The organism is Proteus sp. LHD240705 (assembly GCF_047921555.1).
In the GTDB taxonomy this organism is placed as follows: domain Bacteria; phylum Pseudomonadota; class Gammaproteobacteria; order Enterobacterales; family Enterobacteriaceae; genus Proteus.
In genome coordinates this window covers 439,752-460,261 of sequence record NZ_JBLRMI010000001.1, presented here as the reverse complement: position 1 = coordinate 460,261, position 20,510 = coordinate 439,752, and the positions used below count along the sequence as shown (strand labels likewise).

20 protein-coding genes are annotated in these 20,510 nt (G+C 38.6%); 12 read left to right on the top strand and 8 right to left on the bottom strand.

The window, feature by feature from the left end:
* Nucleotides 1-28: 28 nt before the first annotated feature.
* From ACNART_RS02155 to ACNART_RS02145, 3 genes are all read left to right on the top strand, one after another.
* Nucleotides 29-625 carry a TetR/AcrR family transcriptional regulator gene (locus ACNART_RS02155; protein ID WP_196532607.1) on the top strand — a complete coding sequence of 199 codons (597 nt, stop codon included), beginning with the start codon at nt 29-31 and terminating at the stop codon, nt 623-625.
* A gap of 144 nt (nt 626-769) precedes the next feature.
* The gene (gene murJ / locus ACNART_RS02150; protein ID WP_198619983.1) at nt 770-2,305 is read left to right on the top strand and encodes a murein biosynthesis integral membrane protein MurJ; all 1,536 of its coding nucleotides are present in this window, start codon (nt 770-772) and stop codon (nt 2,303-2,305) included.
* A gap of 1,024 nt (nt 2,306-3,329) precedes the next feature.
* Nucleotides 3,330-3,602 (top strand): hypothetical protein, encoded by a 273-nt coding sequence (locus ACNART_RS02145; protein ID WP_198619984.1) that lies wholly within the window; start codon nt 3,330-3,332, stop codon nt 3,600-3,602.
* 142 nt (nt 3,603-3,744) lie between these two features.
* Here ACNART_RS02145 and argS read toward each other — a convergent pair whose 3' ends face one another.
* Nucleotides 3,745-5,475 carry an arginine--tRNA ligase gene (gene argS / locus ACNART_RS02140; RefSeq protein WP_160230397.1) on the bottom strand — a complete coding sequence of 577 codons (1,731 nt, stop codon included), beginning with the start codon at nt 5,473-5,475 and terminating at the stop codon, nt 3,745-3,747.
* Nucleotides 5,476-5,647: 172 nt separating this feature from the next.
* Between argS and ACNART_RS02135 the strand changes: the two genes are divergently transcribed.
* Both ACNART_RS02135 and cutC read left to right on the top strand, forming a co-directional pair.
* The gene (locus tag ACNART_RS02135; RefSeq protein WP_416303427.1) at nt 5,648-6,202 is read left to right on the top strand and encodes a VOC family protein; all 555 of its coding nucleotides are present in this window, start codon (nt 5,648-5,650) and stop codon (nt 6,200-6,202) included.
* 154 nt (nt 6,203-6,356) lie between these two features.
* On the top strand, nt 6,357-7,109 hold the full coding sequence (gene cutC / locus ACNART_RS02130) for a copper homeostasis protein CutC (protein ID WP_109372229.1): 753 nt from the start codon (nt 6,357-6,359) through the stop codon (nt 7,107-7,109).
* 50 nt (nt 7,110-7,159) lie between these two features.
* Here the strand turns inward: cutC and ACNART_RS02125 are convergent, their stop codons facing one another.
* The 5 genes from ACNART_RS02125 to ACNART_RS02105 form a co-directional block, all read right to left on the bottom strand.
* A complete protein-coding gene (locus ACNART_RS02125; protein ID WP_198619987.1) occupies nt 7,160-8,734 on the bottom strand; it encodes an ATP-binding cassette domain-containing protein in 1,575 nt (524 codons plus the stop codon).
* 235 nt (nt 8,735-8,969) lie between these two features.
* A complete protein-coding gene (locus ACNART_RS02120; protein ID WP_198625674.1) occupies nt 8,970-9,785 on the bottom strand; it encodes a hypothetical protein in 816 nt (271 codons plus the stop codon).
* Between the two features lie 126 nt (nt 9,786-9,911).
* Nucleotides 9,912-10,886 carry a tRNA 5-methoxyuridine(34)/uridine 5-oxyacetic acid(34) synthase CmoB gene (cmoB, locus tag ACNART_RS02115; protein WP_109372232.1) on the bottom strand — a complete coding sequence of 325 codons (975 nt, stop codon included), beginning with the start codon at nt 10,884-10,886 and terminating at the stop codon, nt 9,912-9,914.
* Nucleotides 10,886-11,638 carry a carboxy-S-adenosyl-L-methionine synthase CmoA gene (cmoA, locus tag ACNART_RS02110; protein ID WP_198625673.1) on the bottom strand — a complete coding sequence of 251 codons (753 nt, stop codon included), beginning with the start codon at nt 11,636-11,638 and terminating at the stop codon, nt 10,886-10,888. The genes cmoB and cmoA overlap by 1 nt, the downstream gene beginning before the upstream one ends.
* A gap of 187 nt (nt 11,639-11,825) precedes the next feature.
* On the bottom strand, nt 11,826-12,224 hold the full coding sequence (locus ACNART_RS02105) for an MAPEG family protein (protein WP_023582071.1): 399 nt from the start codon (nt 12,222-12,224) through the stop codon (nt 11,826-11,828).
* A 265-nt stretch (nt 12,225-12,489) separates the two neighbouring features.
* Here ACNART_RS02105 and aspS point away from each other — a divergent pair, with 265 nt between their 5' ends.
* From aspS to ruvB, 6 genes are all read left to right on the top strand, one after another.
* Nucleotides 12,490-14,274 (top strand): aspartate--tRNA ligase, encoded by a 1,785-nt coding sequence (gene aspS, locus ACNART_RS02100; protein WP_109372234.1) that lies wholly within the window; start codon nt 12,490-12,492, stop codon nt 14,272-14,274.
* Between the two features lie 3 nt (nt 14,275-14,277).
* The gene (gene nudB / locus ACNART_RS02095) at nt 14,278-14,712 is read left to right on the top strand and encodes a dihydroneopterin triphosphate diphosphatase (protein ID WP_196532615.1); all 435 of its coding nucleotides are present in this window, start codon (nt 14,278-14,280) and stop codon (nt 14,710-14,712) included.
* 27 nt (nt 14,713-14,739) lie between these two features.
* A complete protein-coding gene (locus ACNART_RS02090) occupies nt 14,740-15,495 on the top strand; it encodes a YebC/PmpR family DNA-binding transcriptional regulator (protein ID WP_023582074.1) in 756 nt (251 codons plus the stop codon).
* A 124-nt stretch (nt 15,496-15,619) separates the two neighbouring features.
* Complete coding sequence (gene ruvC, locus ACNART_RS02085) at nt 15,620-16,141, top strand: crossover junction endodeoxyribonuclease RuvC (RefSeq protein ID WP_006536599.1); 522 nt, start codon at nt 15,620-15,622, stop codon at nt 16,139-16,141.
* A 103-nt stretch (nt 16,142-16,244) separates the two neighbouring features.
* Entirely contained in the window at nt 16,245-16,865 is a 621-nt protein-coding gene (ruvA, locus tag ACNART_RS02080; protein WP_075671063.1) for a Holliday junction branch migration protein RuvA, read from the top strand.
* A 12-nt stretch (nt 16,866-16,877) separates the two neighbouring features.
* Nucleotides 16,878-17,885 (top strand): Holliday junction branch migration DNA helicase RuvB, encoded by a 1,008-nt coding sequence (gene ruvB / locus ACNART_RS02075; RefSeq protein WP_099075472.1) that lies wholly within the window; start codon nt 16,878-16,880, stop codon nt 17,883-17,885.
* A 94-nt stretch (nt 17,886-17,979) separates the two neighbouring features.
* Here the strand turns inward: ruvB and znuB are convergent, their stop codons facing one another.
* Nucleotides 17,980-18,765: a zinc ABC transporter permease subunit ZnuB gene (znuB, locus tag ACNART_RS02070; protein WP_196532616.1), complete on the bottom strand. Its 786-nt coding sequence runs from the start codon at nt 18,763-18,765 to the stop codon at nt 17,980-17,982.
* Entirely contained in the window at nt 18,758-19,483 is a 726-nt protein-coding gene (gene znuC, locus ACNART_RS02065) for a zinc ABC transporter ATP-binding protein ZnuC (RefSeq protein ID WP_088495457.1), read from the bottom strand. Before znuC ends, znuB begins: the two co-directional genes overlap by 8 nt.
* Nucleotides 19,484-19,557: 74 nt before the next feature.
* Between znuC and znuA the strand changes: the two genes are divergently transcribed.
* Nucleotides 19,558-20,502, top strand: coding sequence for a zinc ABC transporter substrate-binding protein ZnuA (znuA, locus tag ACNART_RS02060; RefSeq protein WP_198625671.1), 945 nt, complete (start codon nt 19,558-19,560; stop codon nt 20,500-20,502).
* Nucleotides 20,503-20,510: the final 8 nt, after the last annotated feature.

Genomic DNA, 20,510 nt, shown 5'->3' with positions numbered 1-20,510 from the left:
TTTATTTTGTCCAGAGATTTTTAATGTTATGAACAAGACTGTTACTGAAAAACAAAAAGCGAAAATGAAGCATATTATTGATGCTGCAATACGTTGCTTTGCTGTAAAAGGTTTTCACTCCACATCAACAGCAGAAATCTGTCATGAAGCAGGTATGAGCCCTGGGAATGTATTTCATTACTTTCCGAATAAGAATTCGATTATTGAGGCGATTGCATTAGAAGATGCACAACTGTTTGACGATATCTTTTGTCGCTATGAAGCCGAAGAAGAGTGTATTCAAGCAATCATCGATTTAATGAAGGAAATTATAGCGCTTTATAATCACCCCGAATATGCGCGCATTAGTATTGAAATTTTTGCTGAAGCATCGCGTAATGCGAGCATTCACGAGATTTTTATTGAAAATGAAAGAAACAACAAACAGCGTTTGATTGCGATGCTGAAAAACGGTATTAAAAAAGGGCAGATAGACTCAACACTTGAGCCAGAGAAAATTGCAACATGGCTGTTAGTCATCGCAGATGGCTCTATGGGAAGAAATATTATCGATCCTGAATTTAATGAGGGTGAGGATCACGTTATGTTGGAATCGATGTTGAGAAAAATGCTGACAAAGCCATAAATAGCTATTTTTTAATCGCTTGGATTAGTCGAAGATAAGCAGAGTCAGCATATTCTTAGCTAATTGAAGATTGATTTTTCGATGTTAGAGACGGAGTATAGTCCCTTTCTTTTTATTCCATTCAACAAAAATTAGAATGACTTTATGAATTTACTTAAATCACTTGCTGCGGTGAGTTCTATGACCTTATTTTCACGGGTACTGGGATTTATTCGTGATGCAATTATTGCGCGTATTTTTGGCGCAGGTATGGCAACAGATGCCTTTTTTGTTGCTTTTAAATTGCCAAACTTATTGCGGCGTATTTTTGCAGAAGGGGCATTTTCTCAAGCATTTGTTCCAATCTTGGCAGAATATAAAAATCAGCAAGGTGAGGAGGCAACGCGTACCTTTATTGCTTACGTTTCGGGTATGCTGACGCTTATTTTAGCCGTGGTCACCGTGATTGGTATTATTGCTGCGCCTTGGGTGATTTATGTTACAGCACCGGGTTTTAGTAGTTCACCTGATAAATTTCAATTAACGACCGATCTATTACGGATCACCTTTCCTTATATTTTTCTTATTTCACTGGCTTCATTGACGGGCTCTATTTTAAATACTTGGAATCGTTTTTCAGTACCCGCTTTTGCACCAACGCTACTCAATGTCAGCATGATCTTTTTCGCTTTAGTGGTCGCACCTTATTGTAATCCTCCTATTATGGCATTGGCGTGGGCGGTTGTTGCTGGGGGAATATTACAACTGGGTTATCAATTACCGCATTTGAAAAAAATCGGTATGCTTGTTTTGCCACGTATTTCATTTAAAAATAGCGGTGTTTGGCGTGTGATGAAACTGATGGGACCTGCTATTTTAGGGGTTTCGGTTAGCCAAATATCGTTAATTATCAATACTATTTTTGCTTCCTTCTTAGTCTCTGGTTCAGTTTCTTGGATGTATTACGCAGATCGTTTGATGGAACTACCGACAGGGGTATTAGGCGTTGCATTAGGTACAATCTTACTTCCTTCATTATCTAAGAGTTTTGCCAGTGGTAATACTGAAGAATATAGAAAATTAATGGATTGGGGATTAAGACTGTGCTTCTTATTAGCACTGCCTTGTACTATTGGTTTAGCTATATTATCTGGGCCTTTAACAGCGTCTTTATTCCAGTATGGTAATTTCAATGCTCATGATGCACTAATGACACAACAAGCGCTAATCGCTTACTGTGTTGGGTTAATGGGACTGATTATCATAAAAATCTTAGCACCAGGGTTTTATTCTCGTCAGGATATTAAAACACCAGTAAAAATTGCGATTGCGACATTAATTCTCACACAATTAATGAACCTTGCATTCATTGGTAGCTTGAAACATGTGGGGCTTGCACTTTCAATAGGTATTGCGGCTTGTTTTAATGCCTCTATGTTGTTTTGGCAGATCCGTAAGAAAAATATCTATCAGCCTTTGGCTGGCTGGCCAGTGTTCTTATTAAAACTTGTTATTGCGCTTGCCGTAATGGGGGCAGTATTAGTTGGAATGTTGTGGATCATGCCAAGTTGGGATACTGGCAATATGCTAATGCGCATCTTACGCTTGTTGTTAGTTGTAGTAGCTGGAGCAGGAAGTTATTTTGTTGCGCTGTATGCACTAGGGTTTAGACCTCGCCATTTCTCACTACGTGCTTTATAACTGATAACATGGACTCCTCGTTTTTGTATAAAAGCGAGGAGTTGCAAAATTAACAATATTTTTTTCAATGTAATTCTCTTCATTTAGAGCCTTTCTCTATTTTTAGACTATTTATAATGTTATATAGATCACACTTCTCGCATTTAGTTACGCGGATCTGGCTACCCTTAAAAAGAAAAAATAGTGAGAAAAAAAGCAAAAATCTTTTTTCTCACTATTTTTTTTATTAAATTTTTTTTCCAATTTCTAAATGATTTATACAGTTTTTCGGCATCTGAAAGTGTTTTTTAATCGTTATTGATAAGTTTATCTAAACATTAATCATATCGAATATCTTTAGACAATTTGTTTACTAGCAGTGGGATTCTACATAAAGTAAAAAAATAGACACTATATTCTAAGCACTTACGGTTTGACGAATTATCTTTTTTTAGATAAACTCTCTTATGTCGTATAGGTTTAAAAATTGACACATCTGTTAAATATTTCTTACTTAATGATGAGATATTGCAAATATTTCAAAATATTGCAGTATATTTTAAAACATTTAATTTTTTTGATTTAAGACATATTATTATTTCTTTATTCAGGTAGATTAACCGTGACTGTAAAGTTATTTGCTTGTTATCGTTCAGTACTACTGAAAGTGATCATATCTATTTTGTCTGCGCTTCAAATAGGTAACACGATTGCTGGGGATAAGCAGTAAACAATAAGTCGCGTGAATAATGAAATTAATGCTAAATCTATTATTAATAGATAATTAGATTACTGAAAATTCAGTATGGTACACTAATTATTATTTTCATTTATCCGCCGTTGTTTTCTGTTTTTCCCTCTCTTTTCTAGTCCTTCTCAATATCTCTTATTTTTTTATTAATAGCTCAATAACTCAAATATTTCTCTATTTATTCGTTATACTCAAAGCAGTTATAAATCATTAGGTATTTCTAGTTTAAAGACCACTAAATAATCACTGCGTGATTTTTGGTAAAAATAAAAATAAGAGTGTCAAGGAGCTACTATGAAAAAAGCAATTATCATTTCTGTATCACTAGCTACGTTATTTCTTGCAGGTTGTACTGCTGACGGAAAAATTAATACCTCAAGACTCACTCCAGTTAACTGTATTGGCGTATTCGACAAAACTAATGAGAAGCTTGCTTTCACCGCTAAAGACGTCAATGACCGCTTATACAGCCCTAGTAAGCCAATAGACAGTGTCGATGGTTGGATTGAGGTAAAAGATATTAGAGGGCTATTGTGTCAGGATGTTATAACTGCTAACGAAGATTAATGATTAAATAGCATTGGAAGTTTTATTAAACCATTGTTTGTCGTGTTTTTAGCTATCTTGAATTAAAATTTAACGCATAATAAAAAACCGATGGTTAATACCATCGGTTTTTTTATCACTACTATTTGAAAATAGAGATGAATTACATTCTATCTACTGTTTCAATACCTAAAGTATCCAAACCTTGTTTTAATGTTCTTGCGGTTAAACGAGCTAGTTTTAGACGACTTTGGCGAGTGTTTTCATCTTCAGCAGATAAGATAGGGCAGTTTTCATAAAAGCCAGAGAAAGCTTGTGCCAGATCGTAAAGATAAGCACACATAACGTGAGGCGTTCCTTCACGAGAAACTTGCATAATCGTCTCATCAAACTGGACTAAACGTAATGCAAGCTGTCTTTCATGAGATTGGGTTAGTGCGATAGGTTGCGTTAACGCATTTTCATCAATTTCTGCACGTTTGAAGATTGAAGCAACACGAGTATAAGCATATTGCATATACGGTGCTGTGTTACCTTCAAAACTTAACATCAGATCCCAATCAAAGATGTAATCTGTGGTACGGTTTTTAGATAAATCAGCGTATTTAACAGCACCAATACCCACAACGCGAGCAACATTATTTAATTCGTCTTTATCCATATCTGGATTTTTTTCAGCGATTAATGCGCGGGCTCTTTCTTGAGCTTCGTCCAGCAAGTCGGTTAAACGAATAGTGCCGCCAGAACGAGTTTTAAACGGACGACCATCTTTACCTAACATCATACCGAACATATGGTGTTCGAGTGACATTGAATCAGGGATGTAGCCTGCTTTACGAACGATTGTCCAAGCTTGCATTAAATGCTGGTGCTGACGAGAGTCGATATAATAAAGCACACGGTCAGCATGTAATGTTTCGTGACGGTATTTTGCACAAGCAATATCTGTCGTTGTATATAGGTAGCCACCGTCTTTTTTCTGAACGATAACACCCATAGGTTCGCCTTCCTTGTTTTTATATTCGTCAAGGAAAACAACCGTTGCGCCTTCACTTTCTACTGCAAGACCTTTTGCTTTTAAATCGGCAACAATACCTGCCAACATTGGGTTATAAAGACTTTCACCCATAATGTCGTCTTCGGTTAATGTGACGTTAAGACGTTGATAAGTCACTTGGTTTTGTTGCATGGTGATATCAACTAATTTACGCCACATTGTACGGCAGTATTCATCACCACTTTGTAATTTCACAACGTAATTACGGGCACGCTCTGCGAATACTTCATCTTCATCATAGTGTTTTTTCGCTTCACGATAGAACTCTTCGAGATCTGATAACGCCATATCAGCGGCATTTTCATTCTGTTTTTTTTCTAAATACGCAATCAACATACCAAATTGCGTACCCCAATCACCAAGGTGATTAGCACGAATAACATTATGACCTAAGAAAGATAAAGTACGCGCACTTGCATCACCAATAATGGTTGAGCGTAAGTGACCAACGTGCATCTGTTTTGCAACGTTCGGAGATGAATAGTCGATAACAATAGTTTGAGGTTCGACGGGTGTTACGTTTAGATGTTCATCTGCTAATGCGTCTTCAGCTTGCTTTGCAACCCATTGTGGAGATAAAAAGATATTGATGAAACCTGGGCCTGCGATTTCAACTTTATCTGCAACATCTGTAATATCGAGCTTTTCTAGGATCTTTTCTGCGAGTTGTCGGGGTGGGATCCCCATTTTTTTTGCAGCTCCCATGACACCATTTGCCTGATAGTCACCAAATTGTACTTTGGCTGACTGACGGACAAGAGGTTCGCTATCAGCGGGTGCGCCAGCAGCACACATTGCCACACTGATTTTTTCTGAAAGAAAAGCCTGAATATTCACCGGGTTACCTTAAATTATTGAGAAAATAAAACCTGACGACAAAAGTCTGACAGGTTTCTTATAAAGAATTAGGATTAACCTTGAATTTATAACATATTCCGGCTAGAACATGCTACCATCTAGGCCTTATCTTTAAGGTTTTTTCTCTGTTTTTTCATTAAGGTTATTCAAAATGGTGTTATTTTCTTCAATTCCTCAATTAAATGATTTAACTCACGAGCTTTCTTTGTTTGAAGAAAATATGACACTATTTGTCAATAGTTTGGGCATAGATTTATCCATCTATCACACTGATCACGTATCGTTACGTTGTCACGATTTAGCATTAGCGGAGCAGTGGCGAACAGGATTAAGCCAGTGTGGAAAGTGTATTTCTGATAATGTGATTAATGGGCGCCCAATATATCTATTTCAATTAGAAATACCGCTAACTATTCTAAATCAATCTGTTTCGATTGTTGAATTGCCTTTTCCCACAAATAAAAAATATGAATACCAAGGTTGGGAGCATATTGAGCAAGTGATCTCCGTTGAACCCGGTTTTTTAGTGGATAAAGTGATGTCTTTTTTACCCCAAACGTTACCTGAGAGTGTTAGCCTAAAAATCAGCGAACCTAAAGGTGAGAAAGAACGTTTACCCAATCCAACGGTGGCTATTTCTAATGGAAAAGTCACCGTGAAGTATCATCCTTATTCGTTACTTGAAATCGTTGAAAGTGAGTGTTGATCGACACTTTCAGAAAATAGTTTGCTTGTGTCAGCACAAAATTCTGATGGCAGAATTGAATGAATTACAAGATTCGACAACTATTGTTAGTAATCGCTAAGAAATGATATTTATTTTCTGATTACTTTCTTTATTAAGGATGGAGAGGGATGATATGGCTACATTGGAGATTTGTTGTTTTGGCGCTGAATGTGCGTTGGTAGCAGAACGAGCAGGCGCAGACAGAATAGAGCTGTGCACGAGTCCAGCAGAAGGTGGTATTACACCAAGCTTTGGAATGCTACGACAAGTCAGGGATCTGGTTCGTATTCCCGTTCATCCTATCGTTCGCCCGCGTGGTGGTGATTTTTGTTATACACAAGCTGATTTTTCAGCAATGAAAAATGATATTAGTTTGATCCGTGATATGGGATTTTCAGGTGCCGTTGTTGGTCTTTTAAATGAAGAAGGGCATATTGATTTGCCTAAAATGGAAATTTTAATGGAGCTTGCAGGTCCATTAGCCATTACTTTTCATCGTGCTTTTGATATGTGCATTAATCCATTATTAGCGCTAGAACAACTGACTCAGCTAGGTGTTGCTCGTATTTTAACCTCAGGACAGCAGGCGAATGCAGAATTAGGTTTGCCATTATTACGCACGTTAAATGAAAAAACACAAGGCCCTATAATTATGGCGGGCGCTGGTGTAAGACTCAGCAATATCCAAAAATTCCTAGATGCAGGATTGAAAGAAATTCATAGCTCAGCAGGAAAAGTGGCACCTTCAACCATGATTTATCGAAAAGCGGGGGTAACTATGAGCTCTGACAGTGAGGTTGATGAGTTTACGCATTACTGTGTGGATGAAGATACAGTTGAAGCGATGAAAGATATTATGAGTATTTATGCGCCATTAGCATCTTGATTGATACGGATTAAATATTTTAAAACTGCGCCTTTTATGGCGCAGTTTTTTTATATAAGTTCGCCTAATAACAGCGTATGTGTAATACCACAGCGTTCAACAAAGGCTTCATCATGCGAAACCAGTAACAATGTGCCTTGATATTCAACAAGTAGATTTTCCAATAGTTGTTTGGATTCGATATCAAGGTGATTATCTGGCTCATCAAGTAATAATACTGCTGGTGGTTTTGGGCTGTGTGTTAAAGCCAATAACGTTGCTTTTAATTGCTCGCCACCACTGAGTTTTTCAAGTGGTAGTAAAGATTTATCACCTCTAATTCTCAACATTCCAAGACGCGTTCGCCATTGCTCGACAGAAATCGCGGGTTGATATTGGTGTAGTGCTTGTGCAAGTGGCAATGTTTTATCAAGTAAAGCAAGATGTTGGTCAAGGTAACAATAGTCTTTGTTGAGACGAAACTCACCAGAAAGTGGTACAAATTGTTCGATCAAGCATTTTAGTAATGTTGATTTTCCACAGCCATTTTTACCTTTAATATGCCAATGCTCATTGCCGTAAGCTGAAAATGAAATAGGGTGCTGATAACCATATGGAAGTTGAAGATTATTAACAAATACATTTAAACGATGGCCATCACTTTGATAATTCAATACCATTTTTTGCTGATGAACATGTGCTTTTTCCTCATCGATACCTTGCTTTTGAGATTGCATATCATCAATTACGCGTTGATGTCGTTTTGCTACGGCAGATTGGCGTTGTTCTGCTCTGTTTTTTTGCATATCCAGTAAAAGTAGGCACTGAGAGCCACTTTGCCTAATTGATTCGCCTTGTCGTTTCCGTTGTGCTGCTTTTTGCAATGTTGCTTGTTGCTGGCGTTTCTCATTTTTAATTTGGCTGTTTAGTCGATCACTTGCGGCTTCCAATGATGTTATTTCCGCACTTTTTTGTGCCTCATATAACGTATAATTTCCACCATATTCTGATAAGCCTTTCTCACTTAACTCAAGAATGGTATCAGCATACGAAAGCAGGTTTCGATTGTGGCTAACAATAAGAGAGCCAGCTTTGTGCTGAGCTAATTGTTTTATTAGCCATTGTTGTCCTTGATAATCAAGATGGTTATCTGGCTCATCTAACAGTAGAAAGCTCTCTTCACATAAAAAAGCGCGACAAAGTGCTAAACGTGTTTGTTCTCCACCACTTAGATGCGCAATAGGGGTATCTAATGCGACGGGAAGTTGTGCTGAATCTAATAAATTCTGCCACATGACAGGGAGTTGCCATTTGCCATCGAGTAACTCAATATCTTCTAATGTGGCAATACCGTCATCAACGCGTTGGAATGCTTGATAAATTTCATGAACATCTAACGCTTGAGCAAGTGTATCACCCTGTAATCGCGTTAATTGATCAACGTGAACAAAAGGCATATTCCAATTAATTTGACCCGAAGTCGGTAATATTTTTTGTGCTAATAATCTTAATAGTACAGACTTTCCTTTACCGTTATGGCCAATTAATGCATTTTGCTGACAAGTCAGTGAGCGAGTTAATGGTGGAAAAAGAGCTTGTTGATTAAATTCGACAGTAAGTTGTGAAAAATGACTGGCTATTGTCATCATCGACCTCCTAAGAGAAATAGGTGGCAGACAGCCGAGATCTTTTTTCTAGATGCGACGAAATAAATTATTGTCTGCCAGTAACAGAAAATGAATACCTAAAAGGTATTTGAAATAATTTTCTGGCAGAATTTAGTTCATCGTAGGGAAGTGCCTTCTTAAAAAGAGAAATAATTGGAGTGATAACGCGCGTATTTAAACATGAATAAAGATAAACAACAAGCGCCGAATAAGGTTATCTTTGTGTGGTTCTTATTTTATGTGCTTTTATTCTAAACATTATACGTTTATAAATCGATGATATATTAATATAGGCAATGCAAGCTAAAGGAATACCGTAGAATAATGTGCCGTAAGCCATACCAATATGTGGAACATTAAAATAATCGCTGTGCTGTGGAATTAAATAGAGATAGTTAATTTCATTTAAATATTGGGGCGTTAATCCACCGTAAGGGACTAGAAACTTAAAAATCATGACAGAAAAAAGGCACAGCATAAAATTTAAAACTAATAGTGCAGAATAGAATAAATTCTTTCCCATTTCTTCTTTAGTTTTCACTTGATAACCACTGATAATTCGATTAGCAACAATTACAGCATAAAGCCAAATAATCAGGTTTTCATCACCCATAATCATACTATTGATAATAAGAGCAAATATCCCATAAAAAGGAATAAGAGCAAAAACAAGCTTAGTACGAGCAAATGCAGCCATAAAAACACCTGAATGCACGAGAATAAATTCAAATAAAAATAAAGCGGTTAGATTATAAATTGTTTGAACTGAGAAATGTTCAGGAAACCACCAAACGGTAATAATAAAAGCGATATATAAAAGTTGTGTGGCATAGTCAAATAATGAAAAAAAGAGTTGTACCCCTTGTTGTAATGGAGTTAGTGGAGGGCGTTTTGCTGATGTGGTTTCTATAAAGGACGAAAAAATAGGATCATCATATTGCTGACGCTTATTTTTTTGCAAAAGAGCGTGTTGTTTTTTTTGTGTTATTTCCTTTTGGGTAGCAACTTTGCTCTTTGGTGTCTTTGCCATAATTTTCTTTAATCGTTCATCTGCAAATAAGGGGCGTATAAAGTGTCTTTAATAAAAAACAAGATGAATATTATGAAAGAAAGGGATATTTAATAACTTGATATCCCTTTAAATTTAGATAAAAAATTAAGGCTTAGTGGCAATTAATATGGCACGTTTTGGTGCGGGATAACCTTCAACAGTTTTTGTTTTATCATCAGCATCTAAAAAAGCATCTAATGAATCTGTTACCATCCAATCTGTTTTACGTTGCTCATCAAGTGATGTCGTATTTTCATCAACAATACGCACATCTTTAAAACCACATTTTTCTAGCCAAACCTTTAGCATTTTTGCAGATGGAATAAAGTACACGTTACGCATTTGTGCATAACGCTCACCAGGGATCAGGCATTGAAATTCATCACCATCAACAACAAGGCTTTCTAACACTAATTCGCCACCAGAAACTAATTGGTTTTTTAATTGCCATAAATGATCAAGTGGTGAACGGCGATGATAAAGTACACCCATTGAGAATACAGTATCGAAGGCATTTAATTCTGGCATTTGCTCAATACCAACAGGAATTAAATGTGCGCGTTGGTCATTACCTAATAATTTTCTGACAGCTTCAAATTGGCATAAGAAAAGTTGAGTAGGATCGATCCCTACAACAAATTCTGCGCCTTCACCTAACATCCGCCACATATGATAGCCACTGCCACAACCAACATCTAATACTAAACGGCCTTCAAGCGGTGAAAGATGGGGTAAAACACGATCCCATTTCCAATCAGAGCGCCATTCTGTATCGATATTGACGCCATAAAGTGAAAATGGACCTTTACGCCACGGCATTAAATTTTTTAAAACGTTACTTAATCCTAGTTGCTCGCCAGCACTTAATGCTGGAGTGTGTTGAGCAATCACACCATTTTTCAAATCAATCTCAGTAGGCGTAATTTCTGGCAAACCATCGAGCATTCTTTCCCAAGAAGAAAAGTGACCGTGTAACGCATTTGATCGCCATTCTGATAATTGAGCCGGTAATGTATCTAACCAATGAAATAAGCGCTCATCTTGCGCAATAAGTTGATAAAACGAGCCAAAATTAATCATTAATTATTGCCTTTAATCGCTAAAAGAGAGCCGAAATTAAAACATTGGAACCAAACTTCTGTATGTGGAAAACCTGCATTATGTAAGCGAGCTTTATGCGTTTCAACAGAATCGGTCAGCATAACATTTTCTAACATGCTACGTTTTTGGCTAATTTCTAATTCGCTGTAACCGTTAGCACGTTTGAAATCATGGTGCATATTAAACAACAACTCACCAATTTCTTTATCTTCAAAACTGAATTTTTCAGAAAGCACTAACACGCCACCGGGATTAAGACCTTGGTAAATTCGGTTTAATAATATTTGGCGATCGTTCGGCGCTAAGAATTGTAAGGTGAAATTAAGCACTACCATTGAGGCATTATTAATTTCGATATCAAGAATATCACCTTCAATAATATCAACGGGTGTATCTGCTTTATAGGCATCAATATGGCGCTGACAGCGTTCTACCATGGCAGGTGAATTATCAACACCAATAATTTTACAGCCAGCAGCATCAATATTACGACGCATGGAAAGGGTTGCTGCACCTAAAGAACAGCCTAAATCATAGACTTGGCTATTGGGCGTAACAAAGCGACCTGCAAGCATACCAATCATGGAGATGATATTAGAATAACCTGGTACTGAGCGTTTTATCATATCAGGAAACACTTCAGCGACTTTTTCATCAAAGCGCCAGTCACCAAGGTTAGCAATAGGTGTCGCAAATAAGCTGTCTTGTTGTGATGATTTTGAATTCGACATAACTAAAATAGGTTTAAGGAATAAAAGAAGCAAGCATTCTACCAGAAGCGACGGTGCTCACAAAGTTGCATTATTTAGAAAGAAATTGGAAAAAATAAATAAACCTTTTTGATACCTTGCCGTTATTAGACACAACAGCAAGGATGTCGGTTTTGATCATGGATGATCATGTTATTCCCGCGAGGACTTAGTAATAAAAGGAAAAGATTTGTATCCAAGGAAGGAAATAAATATTAGCAATGATCATCAATACCATCGATAAATAAGTGGCTGCCATACCTGAACGGCGCCAGCGAAGTTCACGGTGTTTTAATCCATAAGAGTGTAAAAAGCGACCTGCGATTAAAATTGAGCCACAGATGTGCACCATCCAAACAAAAGCACCATTCATTTCCATGACCAGTAATAAGATCATGGAAATCGGAATATATTCTACCGCATTGCCGTGAACACGGATGGCTGTTTGTAATTCATAAAAGCCACCATCGCCATAAGCAACCCGATATTGTGTTCTGAGTTTTACGACATTGAGGGACAATTTAATCAATAATAGTGCGCCCAGTACGATGTAAAGCGAGCTAACCATCTTTTCTCCATTGCCAAAGCCAAAAAACGGCGAATTTAATGATAAACCTCAAAGCGACTTCTGTCGCTATAAATAATTATTATTAATTAATTGTTTGGGGATTAGCAAATCCTTGAAAAGATGTATCATATAAACTAGGTCTATACTCTTATCTCCAGGAAGAATTTTCGTTATAATGTCTGCCTTTTTTTGACACTACTCGAAAAAGACTATTGCCAAAATTTCCGCAGCAGAAAGCACAACAAGCTGAGTAAAAGGATATTGTATGCGTACTAATTATTGTGGGCAGTTGAATAGCGCCCATGTGGGCCAAAAAGTGACTCTTTGTGGTTGGGTTAACCGTCGCCGTGACTTAGGTGGACTTATCTTTATTGATATGCGAGATCGCGAAGGTATTGTTCAAGTCTTCTTTGACCCAGAGCAGAAAGAGGCATTTTCTCAGGCTTCAGAACTGCGTAATGAATTTTGTATTCAAGTCACAGGAACAGTACGCGCTCGTCCTGATAGCCAAGTTAATAAAAATATGGCAACAGGTGAAATTGAGTTAGCGGCAGAATCTCTGTCTATTTTTAACCGTTCAGAGCCATTACCGTTAGATAGCAATCAAACAAATACCGAAGAGCGTCGTTTAACATATCGTTATTTAGACCTGCGTCGCCCTGAAATGTCAGATCGCTTAAAAACCCGTGCTAAAATCACAAGCTTTGTTCGCCGTTTTATGGATGGTGAAGGTTTCCTTGATGTTGAAACCCCTATGCTGACTAAAGCGACACCAGAAGGTGCGCGTGACTATTTAGTGCCAAGTCGTGTACATAAAGGTAAATTCTACGCATTACCTCAATCACCACAGCTTTTTAAACAGCTGTTAATGATGTCTGGCTTTGATCGTTACTATCAAATCGTAAAATGCTTCCGCGATGAAGACTTACGTGCTGACCGTCAGCCTGAATTTACCCAGATCGATGTTGAAACCTCTTTCATGAGTGCAGATCAAGTGCGCGAAGTGATGGAGCGTATGATCCATGCATTATGGTTAGATATTCTTAATGTCGATTTAGGTGCGTTCCCAGTAATGACTTTTGCTGAAGCAATGCGTCGTTATGGTTCAGACAAACCAGATTTACGTAACCCAATGGAACTTAAAGACATCGCTGATTTAGTCAAAGATGTTGAGTTTAGCGTATTTGCACAAGCTGCCAACGATGAAAAATGCCGTGTTATCGCATTGCGTGTACCGGGTGGTGCAGCATTAACCCGTAAAAATATTGACGAATATACACAGTTTGTTGGTATTTACGGTGCTAAAGGTCTTGCGTGGATGAAAGTCAACGAAAGCGCGAAAGGCATTGAAGGTGTACAAAGCCCTATCGCTAAATTCCTGACTAACGATGTTGTTAACGCTATTTTGGAAACAACTGGCGCAACAGATGGCGATTTAATCTTCTTTGGTGCGGGTCGTAAAGGCACAATGAGTGATGCGATGGGCGCTCTGCGTCTAAAAGTCGGTCGTGATCTTGAACTGACTGATTTAAATGCATGGAAACCATTGTGGGTCATCGACTTCCCAATGTTTGAAGAAGATGAAGAAACTGGTAGCTTAAGTGCGATGCACCATCCATTTACTTCACCAAAAGACTTATCACCAGCTGAATTGACTGCACATCCGGTAGGTGCTGTGGCAAATGCTTATGATATGGTGATTAATGGTTATGAAGTGGGTGGCGGTTCAGTGCGTATTCACCGTAATGAAATGCAGCAAGCGGTATTTAGCATTTTAGGTATTACACCGAATGAGCAACAAGAGAAATTTGGTTTCTTATTAGATGCACTTAAATTTGGTACTCCACCACATGCAGGTTTAGCATTTGGTTTAGACCGTTTAGTGATGTTGTTGACAGGTACTGATAACATCCGTGATGTTATTGCTTTCCCTAAAACAACAGCCGCTGCGTGTTTAATGACTAATGCACCAAGCTTTGCTAATGAAGATTCTTTAAAAGAGTTAGCGATTGCAGTCACTCAAAAAGAAGTTAGCGAAGATAAAGAGTAAATGATGAAATATAAGCGCCCGATATCCGTTTTAGTTGTTATTTATGCAAAAAAGACCAAACGGGTGCTTATGCTAAAGCGTCGAGATGATCCTGATTTCTGGCAATCTGTGACTGGCAGTTTAGAAGAGGGTGAAACGCCTTTTCAAACGGCGTTGCGTGAAGTGCAAGAAGAAGTTGGAATTGATATCATAAAAGAAAATCTTGAGCTGGTGGATTGCCATCGCTCAATTCTTTTTGAAATTTTTGCACATTTTCGGCATCGTTATGCACCAGATGTTACTCATTGTCAGGAACATTGGTTTACGTTAGCACTGCCCGCAGAGCGAGATATTGTGCTAACTGAGCATTCGCAATACCAATGGTTAGACGCGTCACTGGCGGCAAAATTAACAAAATCCGCCAGTAATCAGCAAGCGATTGAAGAATTTGTTATTTAATGATTAGACCACGTTTGGAGATATTTCATGGCAGGTCATAGTAAATGGGCCAATACAAAACACCGTAAAGCAGCGCAAGATGCGAAACGCGGTAAAATTTTCACTAAAATCATCCGTGAACTAGTTACAGCAGCACGTTTAGGTGGTGGTGATCCTGCAACTAACCCGCGTTTACGTGCGGCAGTTGATAAAGCATTATCGAACAACATGACTCGTGACACCTTAAATCGTGCAATTGCACGAGGTGTGGGTAATGATGAAAACGATAATATGGAAACCATCATTTATGAAGGCTATGGCCCAGCAGGTACTGCTGTGATGGTTGAATGCTTAAGTGATAATCGTAACCGTACTGTTTCCGATGTTCGCCATGCATTTACCAAAACAGGTGGTAACTTAGGAACTGATGGTTCTGTATCTTATCTGTTTACCAAAAAAGGTGTAATTTCATACGCACCAGGTGTTGATGAAGATGCCGTTATGGAAGCAGCGTTAGAAGCAGGTGCTGACGACGTTGAAACCTTTGATGATGGCGCTATTGATGTTTACACTACACCAGAATCTTTTGGTGAAGTAAAAGATGCAATGGATGCAGCAGGTTTTGTTGCTGAATCAGCAGAAGTTTCAATGATCCCATCGACTAAAGCTGAATTAGATATTGAAACTGCACCAAAATTAATGCGTCTTATCGATATGTTAGAAGACAGTGATGACGTGCAAGAAGTATATCACAACGGTGATATCTCAGACGAAGTTGCAAAACAACTGGAAGATATCCTGTAATCGTTCTAACGATTATCGAAAATAACGGTGTTTAACGCTGTTATTAAAAGTGCGAAGAGAAGAGCAGAGCAGATTTTTTTGCTCTTTTCTCTCGCCATCGACCATATCGGCAACAGGAATTGATATGGCTATCATTCTAGGTATAGACCCCGGTTCGCGTGTTACAGGCTATGGCGTAATTCGACAGCAAGGGCGTCAACTTATCTATTTGGGAAGCGGTTGTATTCGTACACAAGTTCCCGATCTCCCCAATCGACTTAAGCGCATTTATGCTGGTGTTAGCGAAATTATTACTCAGTTTTCGCCGGATGTGTTTGCCGTTGAACAAGTGTTTATGGCTAAAAATGCTGACTCCGCATTAAAACTGGGGCAAGCGCGAGGTGTAGCGATACTCGCAGCCGTAAACAATGATTTACCTGTTTTTGAATATGCGGCTCGCCAAGTTAAACAAACCGTTGTGGGTACGGGTGCCGCTGAAAAAAGCCAAGTACAACATATGGTGCGCTCAATACTAAAACTATCTGCGGCACCACAATCAGATGCTGCTGATGCTTTGGCGATTGCTATCACGCATTGTCATTTTAACCAAAATTTATTACGTGTGGGTGATCCTCGATTAGTGTTAACACGAGGTCGGTTAAGATAAGTTGTTATCTTGGTAAATGTCTTTGGTTTTTTACAGGCTGGATATACGTCCAGCTTTTTTTATGTTATAAACTTGACGTAATTATATTTGCGGAGGCGTTAGGGTGATAGGTCGTATCAGAGGAATTATTCTTGAAAAACAGCCACCAGTGGTGCTGATCGAGGCAGGTAATGGTGTGGGTTATGAAATCAATATGCCAATGACCTGTTTTTATGAATTGCCTGATATTGGTCAAGAAGCCATTATCTACACGCAATTTATCGTACGTGAAGATGCTCAATTACTTTATGGTTTTAACCAAAAACAAGAGCGCGCACTCTTTCGTGAATTAATTAAAGTGAATGGTGTAGGGCCTAAACTCGCATTAGCCATTCTATCTGGCATGTCTGCTCGCCAATTTGTAACCGCGATTGAAAATGAATCTATCACTTCACTAGTGAAATTACCGGGTGTAGGTAAGAAAACAGCTGAGCGTTTAGTTGTTGAAATGAAAGATCGCTTTAAAGGTCTTAATGGTGATTTATTCGAAAATAGTGACATCGAATTACCAGAAAGTACTTCACCTAAAGCACCAAAAGCGGCAGATATTGAAGCCGAAGCCTCTGCTGCATTAATCGCATTAGGCTATAAACCACAAGAAGCTGCAAAAATGATCAGCAAAGTGGCAAAACTGGGTACAGATAGCGAGACGCTTATCAAAGAAGCGTTGCGCGCGGCTATTTAGGAGTAACACATTGTGATTGAAGCAGATCGCCTGATTTCAGCAGAAATTCAACAACCTGAAGAAGAAATTATTGATAGGGCGATACGTCCTAAATCTCTTGCCGAATATGTTGGGCAACCGCAAGTTCGTGAACAAATGGAGATTTTTATTCAGGCGGCTAAATTGCGTCATGATGCGCTCGATCATTTGCTTATCTTTGGACCTCCTGGATTAGGTAAAACCACATTGGCAAATATCATTGCTAATGAAATGGGGGTTAATTTACGCACGACATCAGGTCCTGTGCTTGAAAAAGCGGGTGATCTAGCTGCAATGCTAACTAATCTTGAGCCTCACGACGTATTATTTATTGATGAAATTCATCGTCTTTCACCCGTTGTTGAAGAAATTCTTTATCCAGCAATGGAAGATTATCAACTTGATATCATGATTGGTGAAGGGCCTGCGGCTCGTTCAATTAAAATTGACCTACCTCCATTTACCTTAGTGGGTGCAACCACAAGAGCTGGCTCTTTAACATCGCCATTGCGTGACCGTTTTGGTATTGTTCAACGTCTTGAGTTTTATAATGTTGACGATCTTCAACATATTGTTTCTCGTAGTGCCAGTTTTATGGGATTAGAGATGACAGACGAAGGTGCTCGTCAAATTGCGATGCGTTCACGAGGCACACCGCGTATTACTAACCGATTATTGCGCCGTGTGAGAGACTTTGCCCAAGTAAAGGGTAATGGTGCCATTGATGAAGAGATTGCTTCTAAAGCGCTTGATATGTTGAATGTGGATGCGGCAGGCTTTGATTATTTAGATCGTAAACTCCTTTTTGCCATCATTGATAAATTTATGGGTGGCCCCGTAGGATTAGATAACCTTGCAGCAGCTATTGGTGAAGAGCGTGAAACCATAGAAGATGTATTAGAGCCTTATTTAATTCAGCAAGGTTTTATTCAGCGCACACCACGAGGCCGTGTTGCCACTAATCATGCCTATCGTCATTTTAATCGAATTATGGAAGATTAATTTCTTATCATCATTAGAAAATAGATAAAAAATACCCCTCGGTGAAATAATTAACAACGAGGGGTATTTTTTTATCCAAACTTAATTTGTTATCTTACTGTTTAGTAGGTGAAAATAAACTCAAGATAAATAGGCAACTCGCTGCTAAAACTACAGACGGGCCAGCTGGAGTGTCATAGAAAGCTGAGAAGGTTAAACCGCCTGTAATGGCTAACATACCAACCGCGATTGCAATCAGAGCCATTTGTTCTGGAGAACGAGCAAAACGACGTGCTGTTGCAGCAGGGATGATCAGTAACGAGGTAATGATCAGCGCACCGACAAACTTCATGGCTAAACCAATGGTTAATGCGGTGATCATCATTAGCTTTAAGCGTTCTCGTTGAATATTCACACCATCAACAAATGCCATATCTTGATTAATTGTCATGGAAAGTAGTGGACGCCATGAGCGAATAATCACAAATAAAACAATCACAACACCAATAAAAATACTGATAACGTCTTGATAGTTTACAGACAGCAAATCACCAAACAGATAAGCCATTAAATCAACACGTACATTCGACATTAAACTAACAACCACAAGCCCTAAAGAAAGCGCACTGTGTGCCATGATCCCTAAAAGAGTATCAACAGAAAGTTGAGGTTTTAATTCTAACCAGACCAACAAAATAGCGAGGAGAAGCGTGACTGCAATCACAGCATAAAAAGGCTCGATGTTAAACAGCAAACCAAAAGCAACACCAAGTAGTGAGGCGTGAGCTAAAGTATCACCAAAATAAGACATACGACGCCAAACGACAAAAGAGCCCAAAGGGCCCGCCGCCATTGCTAAGAGCATACCGGCAATCCAACCCGGTAACAGCAACTCAATCATGACGACACTCCTTACTATGCTGGTGATGATGACGATAAATACCAAGTTGTTCAGCACCACGGCTTCCAAACATGGCAATAAATTCAGGGTGAGAAGAAACAACGTCAGGTGTACCCGAACAGCAAATATGACCATTTAAACAGAGGACTTCGTCTGTTTTTGCCATCACAAGATGAAGATCATGAGAAACCATCAATATGGCACAACCTAATTCATGACGAAGCTGATTAATTAAATCATAAAGTGCTAATTGACCATTAACATCAACACCTTGAGTGGGTTCATCTAAAACTAAAAGTTGGGGCTGATTAAGCAACGCTCTTGCTAACAATACACGTTGAGACTCACCACCAGAAAGTTTCTGCATAGGTTGATCGATTAATTTAGCCGCATTAACGCGTTCTAAAGCAGGGAGAATATCTTTATCATGAACACCCGGTTTTAGTGTCATAAACCGTTTAACGGTGAGTGGCATTGTGGGATCAAGATAAAGTTTTTGTGGTACATAGCCCACTCGTAGCGCGTTTTGACGCTCAACTTTTCCTGAGGTTGGATTTAATAAACCAAGAACTAAACGGATAACCGTAGATTTACCTGCACCATTAGGGCCAAGTAAAGTAAGAATACGGCCTGCTTTTAGATCAAAAGAGATATCTTTTAAAATTTCTCTTTCACCAAAAGAAACACAAACCGATTTTAAACAAATCAAGTCAGACATAAAATTAGCACTTGCAGAATCATTGAAACGTTATAATATAACATTTCCAATGATGATTCACGAGAATTCTTCCTATGTTACATAAAAACAACAAATTTGCGCATCGTTTTTTATTGAAATCATTTTTAACGACAGCGATGATAAGCTCATTCAGTGCTTCAGTGCAGGCTGATGTTGTCGTTTCCATCAGACCACTAGGATTTATTGCTGCGGCTATCGCTGATGGAGTAACACCAACGGAGGTTTTATTACCAGATGGGGCATCTCCACACGATTATGCATTAAAACCCTCTGATTTGAAAAAAATTACTTCCGCAGACCTGATGGTATGGGTGGGGCCTGATATGGAAGTATTTTTAGATAAGCCATTAAACAGACTTACTGACAATCATAAGTTGGCTTTAGCGGAAACTGACGAAATAAAGTCACTTTTATTGAAAGATGATGATGACAATGTGCATAAACATGAGGAAAATCACGAACATCATTCTCACGGTGATTATAATATGCACATCTGGTTATCACCAGAAATTGCGTTGTCGTCTGCAAAACAGATCCACCAAAGGTTAATTACACTCTATCCAGATAAAAAAGAACTTCTGGACGTAAACCTAGGTAAATTCAGCGAACAACTCAAGCAAACTGATAAGAATCTTGTTAATATTCTGTCGCCTGTGAGAAATAAGGGTTATTTTGTCTTTCATGATGCTTATGGCTACTTCGAAAAACATTATAATTTAAAGCCGTTAGGTCATTTTACGATCAACCCTGAAATACAGCCAGGTGCGCAGAAATTACATCAAATACGAACACAGTTGGTTGAGCAAAAAGCAACCTGCATTTTTGCTGAGCCACAATTTAGGCCGACAGTAATAGAAACAGTGGCGAAAGGCACTGGGGTTAAAATGGGTGTATTAGACCCCCTAGGAAGTGGGATTGCTCTAACTCAAGAGAGCTATGTAAAATTCCTTACCCAACTAGCTAACCAATATGCGAGCTGCCTGAATGAAACACAATAAGGAATTAA

Bases quoted from the DNA above. Each gene is read 5' to 3' on its own strand.
- ACNART_RS02155 (WP_196532607.1), top strand. From the start codon at position 29: ATGAACAAGACTGTTACTGAAAAACAAAAAGCGAAAATGAAGCATATT.
- murJ (WP_198619983.1), top strand. From the start codon at position 770: ATGAATTTACTTAAATCACTTGCTGCGGTGAGTTCTATGACCTTATTT.
- ACNART_RS02145 (WP_198619984.1), top strand. From the start codon at position 3,330: ATGAAAAAAGCAATTATCATTTCTGTATCACTAGCTACGTTATTTCTT.
- ACNART_RS02135 (WP_416303427.1), top strand. From the start codon at position 5,648: ATGGTGTTATTTTCTTCAATTCCTCAATTAAATGATTTAACTCACGAG.
- cutC (WP_109372229.1), top strand. From the start codon at position 6,357: ATGGCTACATTGGAGATTTGTTGTTTTGGCGCTGAATGTGCGTTGGTA.
- ACNART_RS02125 (WP_198619987.1), bottom strand. From the start codon at position 8,734: ATGACAATAGCCAGTCATTTTTCACAACTTACTGTCGAATTTAATCAA.
- ACNART_RS02120 (WP_198625674.1), bottom strand. From the start codon at position 9,785: ATGGCAAAGACACCAAAGAGCAAAGTTGCTACCCAAAAGGAAATAACA.
- cmoB (WP_109372232.1), bottom strand. From the start codon at position 10,886: ATGATTAATTTTGGCTCGTTTTATCAACTTATTGCGCAAGATGAGCGC.
- cmoA (WP_198625673.1), bottom strand. From the start codon at position 11,638: ATGTCGAATTCAAAATCATCACAACAAGACAGCTTATTTGCGACACCT.
- ACNART_RS02105 (WP_023582071.1), bottom strand. From the start codon at position 12,224: ATGGTTAGCTCGCTTTACATCGTACTGGGCGCACTATTATTGATTAAA.
- aspS (WP_109372234.1), top strand. From the start codon at position 12,490: ATGCGTACTAATTATTGTGGGCAGTTGAATAGCGCCCATGTGGGCCAA.
- nudB (WP_196532615.1), top strand. From the start codon at position 14,278: ATGAAATATAAGCGCCCGATATCCGTTTTAGTTGTTATTTATGCAAAA.
- ACNART_RS02090 (WP_023582074.1), top strand. From the start codon at position 14,740: ATGGCAGGTCATAGTAAATGGGCCAATACAAAACACCGTAAAGCAGCG.
- ruvC (WP_006536599.1), top strand. From the start codon at position 15,620: ATGGCTATCATTCTAGGTATAGACCCCGGTTCGCGTGTTACAGGCTAT.
- znuB (WP_196532616.1), bottom strand. From the start codon at position 18,765: ATGATTGAGTTGCTGTTACCGGGTTGGATTGCCGGTATGCTCTTAGCA.
- znuC (WP_088495457.1), bottom strand. From the start codon at position 19,483: ATGTCTGACTTGATTTGTTTAAAATCGGTTTGTGTTTCTTTTGGTGAA.
- znuA (WP_198625671.1), top strand. From the start codon at position 19,558: ATGTTACATAAAAACAACAAATTTGCGCATCGTTTTTTATTGAAATCA.